This window comes from Pseudomonas sp. MIL9, from assembly GCF_016887925.1.
GTDB classification, from domain to species: Bacteria; Pseudomonadota; Gammaproteobacteria; order Pseudomonadales; family Pseudomonadaceae; genus Aquipseudomonas; species Aquipseudomonas mohnii.
This window is the reverse complement of record NZ_JAFEHE010000007.1, coordinates 1-17007: the sequence shown is the minus strand read 5'-3', so window position 1 is coordinate 17007 and position 17007 is coordinate 1. Positions and strand designations below refer to the sequence as shown.

At 60.9% G+C, this 17007-nt stretch carries 14 protein-coding genes; 9 read left to right on the top strand and 5 right to left on the bottom strand.

Annotation, left to right across the window (positions count from 1 at the left end):
* Window positions 1–91: 91 nt before the first annotated feature.
* Complete coding sequence (locus JQF37_RS09405) at window positions 92–1771, top strand: APC family permease (protein WP_130207767.1); 1680 nt, start codon at window positions 92–94, stop codon at window positions 1769–1771.
* 98 nt (window positions 1772–1869) lie between these two features.
* Window positions 1870–2760: a bifunctional methylenetetrahydrofolate dehydrogenase/methenyltetrahydrofolate cyclohydrolase FolD gene (gene folD, locus JQF37_RS09400; protein WP_189340418.1), complete on the top strand. Its 891-nt coding sequence runs from the start codon at window positions 1870–1872 to the stop codon at window positions 2758–2760.
* An 86-nt stretch (window positions 2761–2846) separates the two neighbouring features.
* Here the strand turns inward: folD (JQF37_RS09400) and JQF37_RS09395 are convergent, their stop codons facing one another.
* From JQF37_RS09395 to glnT, 5 genes are all read right to left on the bottom strand, one after another.
* On the bottom strand, window positions 2847–4172 hold the full coding sequence (locus tag JQF37_RS09395) for an ammonium transporter (protein ID WP_047530841.1): 1326 nt from the start codon (window positions 4170–4172) through the stop codon (window positions 2847–2849).
* 202 nt (window positions 4173–4374) lie between these two features.
* Window positions 4375–5697, bottom strand: a complete 1323-nt coding sequence (locus JQF37_RS09390; protein ID WP_130207763.1) for an FMN-binding glutamate synthase family protein — start codon at window positions 5695–5697, stop codon at window positions 4375–4377.
* 20 nt (window positions 5698–5717) lie between these two features.
* Window positions 5718–6401, bottom strand: a complete 684-nt coding sequence (locus JQF37_RS09385) for a protein glxC (protein ID WP_103405582.1) — start codon at window positions 6399–6401, stop codon at window positions 5718–5720.
* A gap of 11 nt (window positions 6402–6412) precedes the next feature.
* The gene (locus tag JQF37_RS09380; RefSeq protein WP_103405583.1) at window positions 6413–7318 is read right to left on the bottom strand and encodes a glutamine amidotransferase family protein; all 906 of its coding nucleotides are present in this window, start codon (window positions 7316–7318) and stop codon (window positions 6413–6415) included.
* Window positions 7319–7395: 77 nt separating this feature from the next.
* The gene (glnT, locus tag JQF37_RS09375) at window positions 7396–8730 is read right to left on the bottom strand and encodes a type III glutamate--ammonia ligase (protein WP_090463297.1); all 1335 of its coding nucleotides are present in this window, start codon (window positions 8728–8730) and stop codon (window positions 7396–7398) included.
* A 286-nt stretch (window positions 8731–9016) separates the two neighbouring features.
* Between glnT and JQF37_RS09370 the strand changes: the two genes are divergently transcribed.
* The 7 genes from JQF37_RS09370 to JQF37_RS09340 all read left to right on the top strand — a co-directional run bounded on the left by JQF37_RS09370 (window position 9017) and on the right by JQF37_RS09340 (window position 16654).
* A complete protein-coding gene (locus JQF37_RS09370) occupies window positions 9017–9616 on the top strand; it encodes a helix-turn-helix domain-containing protein (protein ID WP_008003699.1) in 600 nt (199 codons plus the stop codon).
* Window positions 9617–9855: 239 nt separating this feature from the next.
* On the top strand, window positions 9856–10722 hold the full coding sequence (gene purU, locus JQF37_RS09365; RefSeq protein WP_047530853.1) for a formyltetrahydrofolate deformylase: 867 nt from the start codon (window positions 9856–9858) through the stop codon (window positions 10720–10722).
* Complete coding sequence (folD, locus tag JQF37_RS09360) at window positions 10719–11624, top strand: bifunctional methylenetetrahydrofolate dehydrogenase/methenyltetrahydrofolate cyclohydrolase FolD (RefSeq protein ID WP_130207761.1); 906 nt, start codon at window positions 10719–10721, stop codon at window positions 11622–11624. Before purU ends, folD (JQF37_RS09360) begins: the two co-directional genes overlap by 4 nt.
* Window positions 11606–12847, top strand: coding sequence for an FAD-dependent oxidoreductase (locus JQF37_RS09355; RefSeq protein WP_130207759.1), 1242 nt, complete (start codon window positions 11606–11608; stop codon window positions 12845–12847). Before folD (JQF37_RS09360) ends, JQF37_RS09355 begins: the two co-directional genes overlap by 19 nt.
* A 13-nt stretch (window positions 12848–12860) precedes the next feature.
* A complete protein-coding gene (locus JQF37_RS09350; RefSeq protein WP_047530859.1) occupies window positions 12861–13160 on the top strand; it encodes a sarcosine oxidase subunit delta in 300 nt (99 codons plus the stop codon).
* Complete coding sequence (locus tag JQF37_RS09345; protein WP_130207757.1) at window positions 13157–16054, top strand: 2Fe-2S iron-sulfur cluster-binding protein; 2898 nt, start codon at window positions 13157–13159, stop codon at window positions 16052–16054. Before JQF37_RS09350 ends, JQF37_RS09345 begins: the two co-directional genes overlap by 4 nt.
* Before the next feature lie 3 nt (window positions 16055–16057).
* Complete coding sequence (locus JQF37_RS09340; RefSeq protein WP_130207755.1) at window positions 16058–16654, top strand: sarcosine oxidase; 597 nt, start codon at window positions 16058–16060, stop codon at window positions 16652–16654.
* Window positions 16655–17007: the final 353 nt, after the last annotated feature.

Genomic DNA, 17007 nt, shown 5'->3' with positions numbered 1-17007 from the left:
GTTGCCTGACTGTTCGCGGTGCCTGGTTGTCCATCGCGAGCAGGCTCGCTCCTACAGGGTCCTGCTTTTTTTCAGACATGGGAATACGAAGATGGAAGCGACTACGTTCGAGGCCGTACCGCAGGCCGCCGATTCAGTGGGCAACCTGCAGCGCAAGATCGATTGGCGCGGGGCGTTCTGGGTTGCCAGTGGCGTGCCCGCCCTGGTGCTGTTCTCTATCGGCGCGATCGCCGCCACGGTCGGCAAACCGGCCTGGATCGTCTGGATCGTGTCGATCCTGTTCGGCTTCATCCAGGCCTTCACCTATGCCGAAATCGCCGGACTGTTCCCGCACAAGTCCGGCGGTGCCTCCGTCTACGGCGCGGTGGCCTGGGTGCGTTACAGCAAACTGATCGCACCGGTCTCGGTGTGGTGCAACTGGCTGGCCTGGTCCCCGGTTTTGTCCATTGGCTCGGGGCTGGCAGCCGGTTACATCCTCACCGCCTTGTTCCCCGCTGATGCGCTGATCAATACCTGGCAACTGACTCTGCTTGACCTGGGTTGGGTCAAGAGCGGCCTGTCGCTGCGGATCAACGCGACATTCGCCATCGGCCTGTTGATTCTACTGACCGTGTTCGCCGTGCAGCATGGCGGCATCTTGCGCTCGGCACGCCTGACGCTGGTGCTTGGGGTGACCTCGCTGATACCTCTGTTGTTGGTGGGTGTGGTGCCGTTGTTCACCGGGGACGCGGCCCAGGCCAACTTCCTGCCCCTGTACCCGCTGGCCCATGACGCGGCCGGACAAGTGATCGACGGGCCTTGGGACATGTCCGGTTGGTCGTTAATGGCCGGCGGCCTGTTCATGGCCGCATGGTCCACTTACGGCTTCGAAACCGCCGTGTGCTACACCCGGGAATTCAAGGACCCCAAGCGTGACACCTTCAAGGCGATCTTCTACGCCGGCCTGCTGTGCATTCTGGTGTTCACCCTGGTGCCCCTGGCATTCCAGGGCAGCCTCGGTCTTGGGCAGTTGGTGACCCCGGCGGTGCTCGATGCCAGCGGCGCGGTGGTCACACCGGCGGTCTACAGCGGTCTGCTGTCACCCGCGATCTACAGCGGCATGGGCGTCGGGCAGGTCATGGCGGACAGCATCGGTGGCGGCAAGCTGGTGGCCAATATCGTGCTGATCATGTTGGTCCTGGCCACGCTGCTGGCAATCATGACCTCGATGTCCGGCTCCTCGCGCACCCTGTATCAGGCGTCGGTCGATGGCTGGCTGCCGAAATACCTGGGCCGCACCAACGAACACGGCGCGCCTACCGCAGCGATGTGGACCGACTTGTCGTTCAACCTGCTGCTGTTGCTGATGTCCGATTACGTGTTCGTTCTGGCCGCGTCCAACGTCAGCTACATCATCTTCAACTTCCTCAACCTCAATGCCGGCTGGATCCATCGCCTGGACCGTCCCGACTGGATACGCCCGTACAAGGCCCCGACCGTGCTCTTGGCCGCGGGTGGCGTCCTGAGCTTCGTCAACCTGGCGTGCATGGGGCTGGGAGCCGATATCTGGGGCGCCGGAACCCTGGTGACCGGCCTGTTGCTGGCGCTGTTGATTCTTCCGGTGTTCTGCTACCGGCACTACGTGCAGGACAAAGGGCGCTTCCCGGAAGCAATGCTCAGCGACCTGTACATTCAGGCCGATGCCGGTCAAAAACGCGCTGGCTGGTTGCCTTATGCCACGCTGATCGCCGGTGTACTGGTGGTGTACGGTTGCCATCAACTGGTAGCCTGAGCGCCCTTGCCTGCAGGTCTCTGATGGATCATCGGGGCGCAACGACGCCTCGATGATCATTTCGCCCCCCCCTATCAATCAAGACGACGGTGACTATTTTGCTCAGCACCACCCCCGCTCTTGCCCGCGTTATCGACGGCAAAGCCATCTCTGCCCAGGTTCTCGACGAAGTTCGAGAAGAGGTTCTGATCCTGGCCGGACAGCAGATTTACCCCGCCCTGGCCGTGCTGCTGGTCGGTGAAGACCCGGCCAGCGAGGTCTACGTGCGCAACAAACTGCTGCGGGCCAAGGACGTAGGGATCCGCTCTCTTGAATACCGTCTGCCGGAAACCGCCAGCCAGGCGCAAGTACTGGAACTGATTGCGCAACTGAATGCCGATGCCACGGTGAACGGCATCCTGGTGCAGCTGCCATTGCCGGTCCATATCGACGAAGGAGCGGTGATTCATGCCATTGATCCGATCAAGGACGTGGACGGCTTCCATCGGGAAAACGTCGGCGGCCTGGTGCAAGGCATCGAAGTACTGACCCCCTGCACACCCAGCGGCTGCATGCGCCTGCTGCACGAAACCTGCGGTGACTTGAGCGGCATGCACGCGGTAGTCATCGGCCGCTCGAACATTGTCGGCAAACCCATGGCGACCTTGCTGTTGCAGGCCAACTGCTCGGTCAGCGTGGTCCACTCGCGCAGCGTCGATGCCCCGGCGCTGTGTCGACTGGCGGACATCGTCGTTGCAGCGGTGGGTCGGCCACGGCTGATCGATGCCAGCTGGCTCAAACCCGGAGCGGTGGTGATCGATGTCGGCATCAATCGCATCACCGACGAACGCGGCAATCATTTGGTGGGCGATGTCGACTACGCCAGTGCACGCACTGTTGCCAGTGCGATCACGCCGGTTCCGGGAGGCGTGGGGCCGATGACCATTGCGTATCTGCTGAAGAACACCCTGATCGCCAGTCAATTGCAGCGTGCCGCCCAAGCGCGCTAGCGAAAGTCGATCAGTGATGCAGCGTTGAACTGAGCACCACGAAAACGGCCCACTCGAAGGTGGGCCGTGTCATTCAATAGCAACGATCAGTGGTTGTAGGCACTCTCGTTGTGTTCAGCCAGATCCAGCCCCATGTCCTCCACCGATTCATCGGCACGCAAGCCGATGACGGCGTTGATCACCTTGAGAATGATCCAGCTGATGGCGAAGCAGTACACCGTCGTCAGCAACACGCCCTTGATCTGCGCCACGACCTGAGCGCCCATGCTCACGCCTTCCACCAACCCGCCCAGGGACGGCACGCAGAACACGCCGGTCAATACCGCGCCAATCATGCCGCCGATGCCGTGCAAGCCAAACACGTCGAGGCTGTCGTCATAACCGAAGCGGCGTTTCAGCACAGTGACGCTCAGGTAGCAGAACACCCCGCACAGCAGACCGATGGCCAACGCGCCGCCTACGCCCACATACGCACAGGCCGGGGTAATGCCGACCAAACCGGCCAAGGCACCGCTGGCCAGGCCCAAAGCACTCGGCTTGCCGACCTTGAACCACTCCGTGAACATCCAGCCGAGAATCCCCGCGCAGGCACCCAGTTGGGTGTTGAGCATGACAATGCCCGAAGTGCCATTGAGACCGCCGCCGGAACCGATATTGAAGCCGAACCAGCCCACCCAGAGCATCGCCGCACCGGTCATGGTCAGGCTCAGGTTGTGGGCCGGCATCGGCGCATTCTGGTAGCCCTTGCGCTTGCCGAGAATCAGGCACGCGGCCAAGGCAGCGACGCCGGCATTGATATGCACCGCAGTGCCGCCGGCAAAATCAAGAACGCCCCAGTTATGCATCAAGGCGCCCGAACCACCCCAGACCATGTGGGCGACGGGCGCATAAACCAGGGTGAACCACAGCGCCATGAACCACAGCGCTGCCGAGAACTTCATGCGCTCGGCGAATGCACCGGCAATCAGCGCCGGGGTAATGATCGCGAAGGTCATCTGGAAGGTGACAAACACGCCTTCCGGGATATCACCGACCAGGCTATCCGGGGTCATGCCGGCCAGAAAGGCCCGGCTCAAGCCACCGACAAAACTGTTGAACGTCACCTGCCCCTCAACCATGCCGGTACTGTCGACCACCATGCTGTAGCCATAGATCACCCACAGCACGCCGACCAGGCCGGCGATGCCGAAGCACTGGGTAAACAGCGAGAGCATGTTTTTCGCCCGCACCAGACCGCCATAAAACAATGCGAGGCCCGGCAGACACATGAACAGCACCAGCACCGTGGCGGTCACCATCCAGGCGGTGCTGCCGGTGTTCAAGGTGGGTGCATCGGCCGCCTGGGCGAGCGGCGCGAGTGCGCCGGCCGCCAGTACGCCGAGAAGGGTTTTGCCGAGAAGACGATTGATCATGTTCAAAGCTCCTGCAAAAGAATGGAAAGTGTCTGGCAGCGAGCAATTAAGAATGAGACACGGGCCTTTTCGGCCTCTCGAATATAAGTGCCATGAACAGGACTTGTGGGAGCGAGCCTGCTCGCGATGGGGTTGGTTCAGCAGCCTTTTAGCTGACTGATACACCGCTATCGCGAGCAGGCTCGCTCCCACAGGTTTCGTCTCAGTACCCAGCGCCCGGAACCCAGTTGGTTCCCGCCAGCGGCACCCGCGCCATGGCCGCCGACTCCACCGTCAATGCCACCAGATCCTCGGGATCGAGGTTGTGCAGGTGCGACTTGCCGCAGGCCCGGGCCATGGTCTGTGCCTCCAGCACCATGACGCGCAGGTAGTTGGCCAGACGGCGACCACCTTCCACCGGGTCCAGGCGCTTGGACAGTTCCGGGTCCTGCGTGGTGATACCGGCCGGGTCGCGGCCGTTCTGCCAGTCATCGTAGAAACCGGCGGCCGAGCCGATTTTCTTCAGTTCCTCGTCCAGGCGTGGATGGTTATCGCCCAAGGCAATCAGCGCCGCCGTCCCGATGGCCACTGCATCCGCACCGAGCGCCATCGCCTTGGCGACGTCGGCACCGTTGCGAATCCCTCCGGAAACGATCAACTGAACCTTGCGATGCATGCCCATCTCTTGCAAAGCCTGTACCGCTTGCGGAATGGCCGACAAAATCGGGATCCCGACGTGTTCGATGAACACTTCCTGAGTTGCTGCAGTGCCGCCTTGCATGCCGTCGAGCACGATCACGTCAGCCCCGGCTTTTACCGCCAACTTGACGTCGTAGTACGGCCGGCTCGCGCCGATTTTCACGTAGATCGGTTTTTCCCAATCGGTGATTTCCCGGATCTCGGCAATTTTGATCGCCAGGTCATCCGGCCCGGTCCAGTCCGGGTGACGGCAGGCGCTGCGCTGGTCGACACCGATCGGCAACGTGCGCATGCCGGCCACGCGCTCGGTGACTTTCATCCCCAGCAACATACCGCCGCCACCGGGTTTGGCGCCCTGCCCCAGGACGATTTCAATGGCGTCGGCCTTGCGCAGATCGTCCGGGTTCATGCCATAGCGCGATGGCAAATACTGATAGACCAAATGCTGCGACTGGCCGCGTTCTTCCGGGGTCATGCCGCCGTCACCGGTGGTGGTGCTGGTGCCCGCGATGGTCGCGCCACGGCCCAAGGCCTCCTTGGCATTGGCCGACAAAGCACCGAAGCTCATGCCGGCGATGGTCACCGGAATCTTCAGGTGAATCGGCTTCTTGGCGAACCGGTTGCCGAGGATCACATCAGTGCCACACTTCTCCCGATAGCCTTCGAGCGGGTAGCGCGACACGCTGGCGCCGAGCAGCAGCAAGTCGTCGAAGTGCGGCAATTTGCGCTTGGTGCCGCCGCCGCGAATGTCGTAGATGCCGGTTTCCGCAGCGCGCTGGATTTCCTGGATGGTCAGGCGGTCGAAGGTAGCTGACTCGCGCAGCACTGGAGTGGTCTTGTCGCTCATATCTGTTCTCCTCGCGTGGATCAGTACGCGGACGCGTTATCGACTTTGAAGTTGTACAACTGACGGGCCGAGCCGTAGCGCTTGAACTCAGACGGTTTGTGCTCGAAACCGGCGCGGTTGAGCAAAACTTGCAGTTCTTCCAGGTGTTCGGCGCGCATCTCTTTTTCGATGCAGTCCGAGCCCAGGGAAGCGACGGTACCCCGCACATAGATGTGGGTTTCGTACAGCGAATCGCCCAGGGCATCGCCGGCATCGCCACACACCACCAGGCGTCCGGCCTGGCCCATGAAGCAGCTCATGTGACCGATGCTGCCGCCGACCACAATGTCGATGCCTTTCATGGAAATTCCACAACGGGCACCGGCATCGCCTTCGATCACCAATAACCCGCCATGGGCGGTGGCGCCTGCGGCCTGGGACGCACTGCCCTTGATCCGCACCATGCCCGACATCATGTTTTCCGCGACGCCGACACCGGCATTGCCATGCACGGTGATGCACGCTTTCTGGTTCATGCCCGCGCAGTAGTAGCCGGCGTGCCCCTGGATATCGATGGACACGGCCTGGTTCACCCCAACTGCAAGGTTGTGCTTGCCGTTGGAATGAGTCACCACCCACTCGCGGTCTTCGACGTTGTTGGCCTGGTCATGCAGCGCCTGATTGAGGTCACGCACGGTGGCAGTGGAAAGATCGATGGTTTTCATGTGTGCGCTCCTTAAGCTGACTCGCGTTCCCAGATGTACAGGGTGGCCGGTGCCGGCTCCCAGATCCTGGCGTGTTCGATACCCGGCAGGCTCGACAGCGCCTGATATTCGGAGGCCATGGCGACGTAATCGTCGGTCTCGGCGAGAATCGCCGGTTTGCAGGCAATCGGGTCGCGGATCACCGCAAAGCCATTGCGGGTGCCAATGGCGAACGTGAAGAAGCCGTCCAGGTCCTCCAGCGAATGATCCAGCGCTTCTTTGAGCGAGTCGCCTTGTTGCAGGCGCCAGGTCAGGTAGCCGGCGGCCACTTCCGTGTCGTTGTCGGTTTCGAAATGGATGCCTTCGCGCTTGAGTTCCTGGCGCAGGCGAAAGTGATTGGACAGCGAACCGTTGTGCACCAGGCACAGGTCGGCGCCGGTGGAAAACGGATGGCTGCCTTCCATGGTCACCGCGCTTTCGGTGGCCATGCGGGTGTGGCCGATGATGTGGCTGCCCTTCATGCTGGCCAGGCCGAAGCGTTGGGAAATTTCCTGGGGCAAGCCCATGCCCTTGAGGATTTCGATGCTCTGCCCGGCGCTCATGATGCGAACGCTCGGGGCCAGTTCGGCAAGGGCCAGACGGACTGGCGCTTCTTCCGAATGGATCTTCAATACGGCGGCGCTGGCGTTCTGAAACCAGTCCAGCGAACAGCCCAGACGGCCTTCGAGCGCGCCCATCAGGGTTTTCCAGTCGAAGGCTTCGGTGGTCGCCTGCAAGGTCAGCTTGACCCAGCCATCGGCCACTTCATCGCCATAAATGGCGAAGCCTGCACTGTCCGGGCCACGATCGGTCATGGCCTGCAGCATCGGTTCGAAGAGCTGGCCGAGCCGGGATTCCAGCTGCGGGTTTTTCAGGTAAAGGCCTACGATTCCACACATGACAACAGTCCTCACTACGTTCGGCAGCCGCAAGTTTCAAGCTGCGAGATGGTTCGGTTGGGCGCGCCGGCTGGCGCCTAGAAAAATTCGGTGTAGCGCTGCACTTCCCAGTCGGAAACGTGGCGGCTGTATTCCACCCACTCCATGCGCTTGAGCTTGATGAATTCGCCAACGATCTGCGGCCCCATCACTTCGGCAAACAGCGGGTCGGCTTCCAGCGCGTCGCAGGCTTCCTTGAGCGATTGCGGCAGGGTCTTGATGCCCTTCGCAGCGATCTGCTCAAGGCTCAGGCTGTAGAGGTTTTCATTGCAGACGTGGTCGATTTCCAGCTGGCGGTCGATACCGTCGAGGCCCGCGGCGATAATCGCCGCGCTGACCAGATAAGGATTGCAACCGGCGTCCGGCAGGCGAAATTCCAGGCGACCGTAGGGCACCCGCACCATCGCCGAACGGTTGTTGGCGCCGAACGCTATAAAGGCTGGCGCCCAGGTCGCGCCGGACAACGAGTGGCCCACCACCAGACGCTTGTAGGAGTTGACCGTCGGTGCGGCGAAAGCGCAGAGCGCCGGACCATGGGCAAGCAGGCCGGCGGCGAAGTGATAGGCCATTTTCGACAGCCCCATGCCGCTCGGGTCGCTGGCATCAAAGAACAGGTTCTTGTTCTCGGCGCTGCTGATCGACAGGTGAAAGTGCATGCCGTTGCCGGCGCGTTTCGGGTCAGGCTTGGGCATGAACGAGCAGATCATGCCCAGGTCATTGGCGATCTCGCCGGCGGCCATGCGAAAGAACGTGAATCGATCCGCCGAGGTCATGGCGTCGCTGTAGGTGTAATTGATCTCGAACTGGCCATTGGCGTCTTCGTGGTCGATTTGATAGACCTCGAAATCCACCGCCTGCAACGCCTCGGTCAGGCGTTCGAGGAACACCCGGGAGCGCGACAGGCCTTTGTAGTCGTAGCAAGGCTTGTCCAGGTTGTCGCTGGCATCGACCAGCTGCAGTTTGCCCTGCTCGTCACGGCGCATCAGGTTGAACTCGGGCTCCAGGCCGGTGTTGAGCGTCCAGCCCTTGTCTTCCAGGCGACGAACCTGCTGCTGCAGCACGTAACGGCTGTCATAAGGATGCGGCTTGCCGTCGACATGACCGATGCACACGATCCGGCCATAACCCGGTTGCCAGGGCACAGGCATCAGCGTGGACAAATCGCCACGGGCCATGAAGTCCGGGCCGTGGGGTTCCATGCCCATGCCACTGATGGCGAATCCGGCAAAACCTGCGCCGTCCTCGGCCACGGCCTTGAGTCCACAGATCGGCACCGATTTGGTTTTGGCCGAACCATGGATATCGACAAACTGCGCAAGCACATACTTGATCCCGTGCTTGTCGATGATGCGCTGGGTTTCTGCTGGCAACATTGCTCGTCACTCCTGGCGAAAAAGGGCAAATCATTGGGGATGGGTGTCACTTTCCTTTGATATTCCTGAAAAGAAAGTAAGTTTCCCAACAGGAATGCAAGGCCCTTGCCAGAATCGCGAATGAAAAGCCGAAGTGCCGTAACCAGCGCTTTTGTGCTGTATATATGGGAATATTCTTTTCCCGGCGGGAATATCGCCCACCGGGATGGAAAGGAACGCCGTGATTTGCACTTTCTCAGTGCGAAACTAATATTACTGAACAGAAAGTGTGCAGGATCTAAAGACTATGCCGACCGAAACTGCCCCGCGCCTCAAGCTTGAGCAATACCTGGGTTTGCAAATCAAACGCCAGCGCCAGGCGCAGGACCTGAAATTGTCCGACGTGGCGAAAATTGCCGACATCAGCCAGGGCATGTTGAGCAAAATTGAAAACGCCCAGGTCTCCACCAGCCTCGATACCCTGAGCCGCCTGTGCGATGTGCTCGGCCTGCCGCTGTCGAAGCTGTTCAGTGAATACGACCAGCAAGACGGCAGCGCGCAGTTGGTCAAGGCCGATCAAGGGATGGAAGTGGTTCGCCGCGGAACCGAGAAAGGCCATACCTACCATCTGCTCAATCACACGCGCGGGCCGAAGAAGAGTTTCGAGGCCTACATGGTGAGCATGGACGACGCCAGCGAGGAGTTTCCGACCTTCTCCCATCCGGGCACCGAGTTTCTCCACCTGCTCGAAGGCGAACTGATCTATCGCCATGGCAATCAGCTGTACCGCATGGAAGCTGGTGACAGCCTGACTTTCGAAGGGGAAATCCCCCATGGCCCGGAACAACTGGTGCAAGTGCCGATCCGCCTGCTGTCGATCATGAATTACGGCAACGACAAAGAATAATCCCCGCCCCACTCCCCTTCGATTCCAACCCTGAGGCCGACCTGTGTCGGCCTCAGGCGTTTTCCTGCCAGTTAAAAAACTTTCACAAAAATTCTGGACGCGGCGCGGGCATTCCCCTATAAAGCCAACTTCAGGAATATTTTATTCCCCATAAGAAAACTCACTCATGGACGAGATCGCTGTTTGCCCTGTTTTTTTCGCTATGCGATGAGCTGCCGCCATCTTCCCGAGGACGTGTCATGCAACACGAAAAAAACCATTTCATCATCAAGATCACCTGTCCCGCAGTGTCCGGTATCGTCGCGGCCGTCACCACCTACCTGGCAGACAACGGTTGCTACATCGGGGAGATGGCGCAATTCGACGACGACTTCAGCGGCCGTTTTTTCATGCGCGCCGTGTTCCGTTTCAACGACGGCCACTTGGGTGATATCCAGCAGATCAAGGAAGGCTTCAGCGACGTCGCCAAGGCATTCGACATGACCTGGGAACTGCACGACACCCGCGAACCGATGCGTGTACTGCTGATGGTCAGCAAGTTCGACCACTGCCTGACCGACCTGCTCTACCGCTACCACAAGGGAGAGATGGACATGACCATCACCGCCATCGTCTCCAACCACCTGGACCTGCGGCCCATGGCCGAGCGCGAGGGCATCCGCTTCATCTATCTGCCGGTGACCAAAGACACCAAGGCCCGTCAGGAGGCCGAGCTGATGAAAGTTGTCGACGACACCGGCACCGAACTGGTGGTGTTGGCGCGCTACATGCAGATCCTTTCCGATGACCTGTGCAAGCAACTCTCGGGCCGGGCGATCAACATCCATCACTCGTTCCTGCCGGGGTTCAAAGGTGCCAAGCCTTATCACCAGGCCTACCAGCGCGGGGTGAAGCTGATCGGCGCTACGGCGCACTACGTCACCAGCGACCTCGACGAAGGGCCAATCATTGAACAGGAAGTGCAGCGCGTCGATCACGTCTATCTGCCGGACGACCTGGTCGCCACCGGTCGTGACACCGAAACCGTGGCCCTGTCCAAGGCGGTCAAGTACCACCTGGAACACCGGGTTTTCCTCAACCAGGACAGAACGGTGATCTTTCGATGAACACGCCCAGACTGATTGACGGCAAAGCCGCCGCCGCCCGCGTTCTGCTTCAGGTCCGCCAGGACGTGGACGGCCTGCGCGAGCGAGACATTCAACCGGCCCTGGCGGTGATTCTGGTGGGCAGCGACCCGGCCAGCCAGGTTTACGTGCGCAACAAAATCCTGCGCGCCGAAGAGGTGGGCATTCGCTCCGTGGAGCATCGACTGTCCAGCGACACCAGCACCGAACAACTGCTGAACCTGATTGCCACGCTGAATGCCGACCGTTCGATCAACGGCATTTTGCTGCAATTGCCGTTGCCGGCTCACATCGATGAATTGCGCGCCCTGGAGGCCATCGCCCCGGCCAAGGACGTCGATGGTTTTCACAGTGAAAACGTCGGTGGCCTCAGCCAGGGCCGCACGGTGCTCGCCCCCTGCACACCCAGCGGCTGCCTGTACCTGCTGGAGCAAACCTGCGGCGATCTGCGCGGTAAACACGCCGTGGTGATCGGCCGCTCGAATATTGTCGGCAAACCCATGGCCGCCCTGCTGCTCAAGGCCGATTGCTCAGTGACCGTGCTGCATTCGCGCAGCCCGGACCCACAGGCCTTGTGCCGTCAGGCCGACATCGTCATCGCCGCCGCAGGGCGGCCGAAACTGATCGACGCCAGCTGGCTGAAACCCGGCGCCGTGGTCATTGATGTCGGCATCAACCGCATCGACGACCAGGGCCGCAGCCGTCTGGTGGGCGACGTCGATTTCGACAGCGCCCTGCCCCACGTCGCGGCGATCACCCCGGTTCCCGGTGGCGTCGGCCCGATGACTATTGCCTTTTTGATGAAAAACACCGTAACCGCAGCCCGGATGCAACATCAGGCGCAACGCAGCCAATCGGAGGCCCTATGCCGTTCAATCTATTGAAGTACGGGCTGAGTTCGGAGTACCCGGTGGAAGTCGATCTACCGCCGCCCCGGGAACTCAAGCCCAGCTATGACGTGGTGATCATCGGTGCCGGCGGCCACGGCCTGGCCACCGCCTATTACCTGTCCAAGTACCACGGCATTACCAATATCGCGGTCTTGGAGAAGTCCTATCTGGGCGGTGGCAATACCGCACGTAACACGGCGGTGATCCGCTCCAACTACCTGACCAGCGAAGGCGTGCGTTTCTACGCCGAGTCGGTGCGGATGTTCCAGTCCCTGTCCAACGAATTCGATTTCAACATCATGTACTCCGAGCGTGGCCAACTGACCCTGGCCCACACCGATGCCACCGTGCGTTCGTTCCGTCAGCGGGCCGAGGTCAACAAGCACTTCGGTGGCCGCAGCGAAATGATCGACCGCCAGCAGATTCGCGAACTGGTGCCCAGCCTCAACCTCGACCCTGGTCACCTGCCGGTCATCGCGGGCCTCTGGCACATCGACGGCGCCACCGCGCGACACGACGCCGTCGCCTGGGGTTACGCCAAGCAGGCGGCCAAACGCGGCGTGGAGATCCATCAACTCACCGAAGTTCAGGACCTGATCATCGAGAACGGCGCGATCACGGCGGTCAAGACCAATCGAGGCACCATCAAGTGCGGCTGCGCCGTGCAGGCCATCGCCGGGCACAGTTCGCTGCTGATGGCCAAGGCCGGGATTCGTTCGCCGATCCAGACCTTTCCGCTGCAAGCGATGGTCACTCAGCCATTCAAACCGTTCCTTGATCCGCTGGTGAGCTCTTCGGCGCTGCATTGCTACGTGCAGCAGACCAGCCGTGGCGAGGTGGTGTTCGGCGGCGGCTCCGATCCTTATCCGCTGTTCAACACCCGCTCCACGCTTGATCTGAAGGAGAGCCTGCTGGCGCACGCCATCGAAATGTTCCCGTTTCTGGCCAACGCCAAGCTGATGCGCCAATGGGCCGGGATCACCGACATGACCCCGGATTACAGCCCGATCATGGGGCTTTCGCCGGTGAAAAATTACTACCTAGACGCCGGTTGGGGCACCTGGGGTTTCAAGGCTACACCGATCTGCGGCAAGACCATGGCAGAACTGGTGGCCAGCGGCGGCAAGGTGCCGGATCTGATCAAGCCTTTCGGCCTCGAGCGCTTTTCGACCTTCCAGCAAGTCAACGAAATGGGCGCTACGGCGGCCAGCCACTGACGGAGAGCGGACCATGAAAATCATCAATTGCCCGCTCAACGGGCCTCGCAACATCAGCGAATTCACTTATGGCGGCGAGTTCAAGCCCATGCCCGATCCCGTCCGCTGCACCGATGCCGAATGGGCGGACTACGTGTTCAACACCGACAACCTCGCCGGAGTGGTACGCGAGTGGTGGATGCATACGCCGTCGAGCTACTGGTTTCTGGCGGAGCGCCACACCGTCAGCGATGAAATCCTTCGCACCTTCGACCCCAAAGAACTTTTCACCGCCCGCGTCGACTTCAGCGCCGCCAAGGAGATCGCAGGATGAACCGCCTACCCGCCCCGATGGGCCTGCTGATCGACCGTGATCAGCCGCTGGATTTCAGTTTCGACGGTCATCGCTATCAAGGCCTGCAAGGTGACAGCATCGCCAGCGCCCTGTTGGCCAATGGTCGCTTCCTGATCTCGCGCTCGTTCAAATACCACCGCCCGCGCGGCCCGCTGACCATGGCCGGACAAGACGCCAACAGCCTGGTGCAATTGCCCCAGGAGCCAAATGTGCTGGCCGATGCATACGCGCTGTCGGCCGGTTTGCAGGTCACGGCGCAGAACGTCAACGGCTCGCTGGACAACGACCGTGACGCCTACCTGGGCAAGTTTTCCAAATTCATGCCGGTGGGCTTTTACTATCGCTCCTTCTACAAGCCCAAGGGCATGTGGAAAGTCTGGGAGCCGATCATTCGCAAAAAGGCCGGCCTCGGTGTACTCGACCTGAAGTTCCAGCCCGAGTATTACGACAAGGCTTACCTGTTCACCGACATTGCCGTGATCGGTGCCGGGCCAGCCGGGTTGCATGCGGCGCTGACAGCGGCCAATGCCGGGGCGAAGGTGTTGCTCATTGAACAACAACCGATTCTCGGAGGGTCGTTGAACTATGCCCGTTTCGATATCGAAGGCAAAAGAGCCACAGACCTGCGCCGCGAGCTGCTGTCTGCGGTGGAGCAACACGCCAATATCCGGATCCTGACCGACGCGACCTGCAATGCCTGGTTCACCGACAACTACCTGCCGGTCATCCAGGGCAAGCGCATGTACAAGGTGCGTGCCCGCCAATGCCTGGTGTGCAGCGGCGCGTTCGACCAACCGGTGGTGTTTCGCAACAACGATTTGCCGGGTGTGATGCTGACCAGCGCTGCGCAACGCTTGATGAAGTTGTATGCGGTCAAGCCGGGCAAACGCGCGGTGGTGCTGACGGGTAATGATGACGGTTACCTCGCCGCTCTGGATCTGTACGATCAGGGCGTGGAAGTCGCCGCCGTGGTGGACTTGCGTCATGGTCCCGGCGATGAGTCCATGCTGCAGGCACTGGCTCAGCGCAAGATCCCTTGCCAGCGCAACAGCACCGTGTATGAAGCGCTGCACGAGAAAGGCATGCGTCATATCAACGGCGTCGTGGTGCGCAAGATCACCGCCCAGGGTCAGGTCGCAGAAAGCGGACAACGCCTGGATTGCGACTTGCTGTGCATGTCCGCCGGTTACATGCCGGTCTATCAATTGCTCTGTCAGGCGGGCGGCAAACTCGCCTACGACGATCAGCGCGCCGAATTCACCCTCAGTGGCCTGCCGCAAAACCTCGCGGTCGCAGGCTCGGTCAATGGTCGTCACAGCCTCGACAACGTGATCGCCGATGGCATGAATGCCGGCGCTGATGCCGCGCTCGCGCTAGGGCTGGCAGTCAGCGCACAACGCGCACCATTGGGCAGCGAGGTTCGGGTCAACTTCAACTGGCCGATCTTCCCCCACCCCAAGGGCAAGGACTTCGTCGACTTCGACGAGGACCTGCAAGTGGCGGACATCGTCAATGCCACCCGGATTGGCTATCGCGATGTGCAACTGGTCAAGCGTTACTCCACCGTGGGCATGGGCCCCTCCCAGGGACGTCACTCGGCGCTGCCAACCGCGCGGTTGGTCGCCTGGGCAACGCAGCGCAACATCAGCGAAACCGGAGTTACCACGGCACGCCCACCGTTTGTGGCGGAAAAGCTGGCGCACGTGGCCGGTCGAGCGTTCGATCCGTACCGGCAAACACCGATGCATGCCCGGCATGTACAAGCCGGGGCGAAGATGATGCCCGCCGGGATCTGGCAGCGGCCGGCCTACTATGGCACTGCCAGGGATCGCGACGCCTGTATGCAGGCCGAAGCACTGCATGTGCGCAACAAGGTCGGGATTATCGATGTGTCGACGCTGGGCGGTCTCGACGTGCGAGGCCCGGATGCCGCCGAACTGCTCAACCGCATGTACACCTTTGCCTTCCTCAAGCAGCCGGTCGGCCGCTCGCGCTATGCGCTGATGACCAATGAACATGGGGTCGTGATCGATGACGGTGTGTGCGCTCGTTTCGCCGAGAACCATTTCTACGTCACCGCCACCACCAGCGGCGTCGACCGTATCTATCAGCAAATGCTCAAGTGGAACGCACAATGGCGCCTGGACGTGGACGTCGCCAACGTCACCGCGGCCATTTGCGCGGTCAATGTTGCCGGTCCGGATTCACGCCGGGTGCTGGAGAAAGTCTGTACCGATCTGGATCTGAGCGCTGAAGCGTTCCCTTATCTGGGCGTCCGCCTGGGTACGGTTGCCGGCATCAAGGCCAGGTTATTGCGGGTCGGGTTCGTCGGTGAACTGGGTTATGAAATCCATGTACCCGCGCGCCACGGGCTGAAACTCTGGGACGCGCTGATCGAGGCCGGGAAAGCACACGATATACGTCCCTTCGGCGTCGAAACCCAACGTCTGCTGCGCCTGGAAAAAGGCCATGTGATCATCAGCCAGGACACCGATGGCATGACCCATCCGGCAGAAATCGACATGGGCTGGGCAGTCAGTCGCAACAAGCCATTTTTCGTCGGCCGGCGCTCGGTGGATATCCTCGAAGCCCAACCACTGAAACGCAAACTGGTGGGTTTCAGCCTGCCCAAAGACAGCCTGCAACCGCTGGAAGGCCATCTGGTGCTTAACGGCCCGGAGATCAGCGGCAACGTCACCTCCTGCGAATATTCCGCAAGCCTGGGCAAGATCATCGGCCTGGCTTACGCCGGCATCGACCAAAGCACGCCGGGGCAGCGCATTCCAATCCGCGTCGAGGGTGGCATCGTGGTCCAGGCCGAGGTGGTGCAGTTACCCTTCTTCGATCCCGACAACCAACGCCAGGAGCTTTGAGTCATGACCAGTCTGAGAGAACAACACAGCATCACCCGGCAAGCCCTGACACCGTTGCCGGGGTGCCGCCTGGCCGACTTGACCGACCTGCCCCGGGTCGGTTTCCGCGGCGCCCACAGTGCCGAGTACCTGCGCAGCCGCCGCTTCGTCCTGCCAGATGCGCCCAACCGCGCGGTGATTCAAGCCGATGGCAGCCAGGTAGCGCGCCTGTCCCAGACCGAGTACCTACTGCTGGGCAGTCCCGAAGATCAGGGCCAACGCATCGCCGACGAAGAAGCCCGGTGGGAACTGGACCACCAGGCCAACTATCTGCTGCCGCGTCAGGACAGCCACGCCTGCTTTCAACTGACGGGCGAACACCTGAGCGAGGTGATGGCCAAACTCTGCGGCGTCGACTTGAGCCCGCAGGCGTTCGGCCCGGGTACGGTGGCGCAAACCTCAGCGGCGCGGATCAACGTGATCGTGATCAACTCAAGTACGGCGCAGCAGGCAAGCTTGCACATCCTCTGCGATCGGGCGTCGAAGGCGTATTTCCGAGAGGCGTTGCTGGATGCAATGCAGGAGTTTTCCGGGCTGGCAATGGATGGGACGACCGTCTGACGCTTCAGTACAACGTTCCAGCGGCGAACCGGGACTTCATCATTTAACGTCTCGTCCAAAAACGGATGCACTGTCATAGCGTGCCATTTGCATCAGGTGGCAGTGACATCCGCTCAACTTGAAACGCTAGGCTGTCGACCCAACCGGTCGACGCATCAGATTGGACGACCCAAGGTTTGCCGCGCCCAGGTTGCAGGTGAAACTCATCAGGGCGTCCCACTGGCCTTGGGTGAGGCGCGCATTCTTTTCTCCAGGCGAAAAAAAGCCCGCACTTCGCGTAATGCTGTTCACTTAAGCATTTGAGTCAAAGCCGGGCTTCCTAGAAAATCCGATGCCAGACCTCTGGCATCGGA